We start from the raw sequence: 3,381 nt of genomic DNA on the forward strand, positions 1-3,381 counted from the left end.
GTTTTCTACAACGAGTACAAAAAACTACGACAGCAAAGCCGGGTCCTTTAACAGGGAGGCCGGTCGTGAACAAAACCCCGTGCAAACTGTTCTGTAAAGCCCGGCTTGGCTGAATCCCGGTCCACCGGAAAGCTTCAATACAGCGGCACGGAAAACAACCTTGCAACACGGGTATTTGGTGTTAGAAATACGGGTGAAAGAATCTCTATAGAGCAGATTAGACTATGCGAACAAATAACAAAATATACGTGGGTGTGGGCAGCGTCATAGTTGCCGGTATTCTTTTCCTGTTCCTCATGGATAGCTTTATCATGCCCGCCTATACCAATTATAACGAAGGGGTCACGGTTCCCAAGGTATCCGAGCTTTCGCTCGCCGATGCTGAAGATAAACTTACCGATCGGGGACTCCGGTTTGAAGTAGCAGAGCGGCGCTCCAATGAGGCATACCCCGCCGACTATGTGATTGATCAAACCCCTGATGCTGCTAACATTGTAAAGCCCAACCGGAAAATATACCTTACGGTCAACACGGAAGCCAACCCTACTGTAACCGTCCCTGACGTTGTGGACCTGTCGCTGAGAAACGCCCGGATTCAACTTAGCAATACAGGGCTAAGGGTTGGAACGGTCAGTTTTGAATCTTCGCGATTTAAAGATGCTGTTTTACGACAGTCCATCCCTCCTCAGACGGTCGTCCCCCAGGGAGAATCAATCGACCTTTCCGTGAGTGACGGACTGGGAGAAAAGCTGGTCACCGTCCCCGATATCAAGGGATTGCGGCTCTCAGAAGCTCAACAGGAATTGCAAAAAGTAGGGCTGCGCGTCGAGGAAATTGAATACGAACCTACCAAAGAAGCAGCACCTAATATCATCCTCGATTACTCTCCGCAAGATGATCAGCTTATTCAGGGAGAGACCCTTAAACTTATTGTCTCCGAACGCTTCGGCGACCAGGAGGAATCCGAAACCGGTGCTACCGTTGACACCACCGGTGGTACGCCAGCTCCAGACCCGGGAGAAAATTAATACTCTTTTTATGGAAAATAAACAACCTGTTATAGCTCCTTCTATTTTAGCGGCAGATTACAGCCAACTTGGATCACAAATTGAAGAGTGTAACAAGGCCGACGCCCAGTGGATCCACTGTGATATCATGGATGGTCATTTTGTTCCCAATATCAGTTATGGTCCCACTGTTGTCCAGGCCGCGGCTAAAAGCACGGATGCCTTTATCGATGTCCATTTAATGATTGAAAATCCCGACGCTTTTATAGAGACGTTTGCAGAGGCGGGGGCCGGTCAGATTACCGTGCACCAGGAAGCCTGCATCCATCTGCACCGTACCATCCAGTCCATCCGGCATCACGGACTTGCCGCGGGCGTGGCCGTCAATCCGGCGACCTCACTGCAAACCATAGAACCCATTATCAACAACGTTGACCTTGTGCTCCTCATGAGCGTAAATCCCGGCTTTGGGGGACAGTCGTTCATCCGGACAACGTATCAACGCCTGCAGCGGCTCTGTACCATGCGCGACGAACACCAGGCTGATTTTTTTATTGAAGTTGATGGAGGGATAAACCTCGATAATATTGAAAAAATAAGCAATTCCGGCGCCGATGTTTTTGTTGCCGGCAGTGCGGTATTCAAGGCTCCCGATATACCAAAAAGAATTAACGAGCTGTTAAGAGAAGCAAAGGCTGGAAAAGGGATGGTCATTTAAGGAAATGTTCCTTTACAATATTTTCATACAATTTCCCTATTTTACCTGTTGCATACATTTAATACTCCCTATCAAAAAGGAATTTAACTATCGCAGAACAATCAACTGTTAGCGACCAAACATACCAAATAAAAGAGGTGGAACCGGTTCTTGTTTTAGGATTCCGGGATGAACATCTCAAAAAACTGGAAAGTTCTTATCCGGATACCAGGCTTACGGCGCGAGGCAACGGCATCAAAATTTCGGGGCCAAAAAAAGACCGTGAGGAACTTCTTGAGATCTTTGCCGAGCTCGAGTCCATGGCGAAGCAAAACGGCGACCTTACGGATCAGGATGTGCATACCGTGCTCGCCCTTAAGCAGGACGATCAGAGCTCCAGGCAAGCCAACCCCCTTCGCCGCCCGAATACCAGCGGTGATTTTATTCTCAATACTCACGACGGCAACGCCATCACCGCCAAGACACCGGGACAAAAACAGATTGTCAAGGCGTCGGCCACCAATGATATTGTCTTCACCATCGGTCCGGCCGGGACCGGCAAGACTTATACTTCGGTTGCGCTCGCTGTCAAAGCGTTAAAGTCGCGCGAAGTTAAAAAGATTATCCTGGCGCGTCCCGCTGTGGAAGCGGGTGAGACGCTGGGCTTTCTCCCGGGCGATCTTCGCGAAAAAATTGACCCTTATCTGCGTCCCCTTTACGACGCCCTGGAGGATATGATCGAGTACGACCGGCTGGAACTCCACCTCGCAAAAAATATTATTGAAATCGCTCCCCTGGCCTACATGCGTGGACGTACCCTAAACAATGCATTCGTCATCCTTGATGAAGCCCAGAATGCCACCAACATGCAGATGAAGATGTTTCTGACACGCATCGGCTTTAACAGCCGGGCCATCATTACGGGAGATATCACCCAGACCGACTTGCCTCAAAAGCAACATTCCGGACTTATATCCATTCAGCACATTCTGAAAGATATTGAGGGCATCTCCTTTGTCTACCTCGATGAAAATGACGTCGTAAGACACCGTTTGGTGCGCGAGATTATTGAAGCGTATGACCGGCATGAGAATAAAAAATAATTAAAAATGAAAAATTCGGACATTTGGTGCGTTCTTGTAGTTTTCATTTTTAAGTTTATAATTTTTCAATAGTAATAGTTAGATGGCACATCCACAGACCAAAACCATTGCCCATCCCCTTTATGAAGGCACCTTCAGCGTCGGTCTCGACAAGGAGTTCAACCGTATCGACCGTGAAGATTCCCCGGCCAAAGGGGCGCTCAAGATCTCGCTCAACCCCTTTTTAATTCGGTCCGGGGACCAGAATATACTCTTCGATGCCGGGGTGGGCGGTTTCGGCGAGGATACCAGCACCGAAACCATCAAAGAAAATCTCGGGGAGCATAATCTGACGGAATACGATATTACTGACATCTTTGCCAGCCACCTGCATTACGACCATATCGGGGGGTTGGCGGGACGCAGTGCCGGGTACTGGGAGCTTACCTTTCCGGATGCCACTATTTGGGTTTCCGGGGAAGGATGGAAAGAGATGATCGGCGGGCAGGAGCATGACGACGAGGAGAAAGCCCAATTCGCTCATTTCCTGGATGCCAAAGCCAATATCCGCTTTCTGGAGGATGAGGGGAAGCCC

Annotated in this window: 4 protein-coding genes; all 4 read left to right on the forward strand. The window is 49.1% G+C overall.

The window, feature by feature from the left end; translation table 11 throughout:
- Positions 1–224: 224 nt before the first annotated feature.
- On the forward strand, positions 225–1,028 hold the full coding sequence (locus ACESLU_RS13195; protein ID WP_372639098.1) for a PASTA domain-containing protein: 804 nt from the start codon (positions 225–227) through the stop codon (positions 1,026–1,028).
- A 10-nt stretch (positions 1,029–1,038) separates the two neighbouring features.
- The gene (gene rpe, locus ACESLU_RS13200; RefSeq protein WP_372639099.1) at positions 1,039–1,725 is read left to right on the forward strand and encodes a ribulose-phosphate 3-epimerase; all 687 of its coding nucleotides are present in this window, start codon (positions 1,039–1,041) and stop codon (positions 1,723–1,725) included.
- Between the two features lie 128 nt (positions 1,726–1,853).
- On the forward strand, positions 1,854–2,807 hold the full coding sequence (locus ACESLU_RS13205; RefSeq protein ID WP_372639101.1) for a PhoH family protein: 954 nt from the start codon (positions 1,854–1,856) through the stop codon (positions 2,805–2,807).
- 82 nt (positions 2,808–2,889) lie between these two features.
- Positions 2,890–3,381 (forward strand): MBL fold metallo-hydrolase (locus tag ACESLU_RS13210; protein ID WP_372639100.1); only part of this gene is annotated, 492 nt, incomplete at its 3' end.

Source organism: Fodinibius sp., assembly GCF_041642155.1.
Taxonomy (GTDB): domain Bacteria; phylum Bacteroidota; class Rhodothermia; order Balneolales; family Balneolaceae; genus Fodinibius.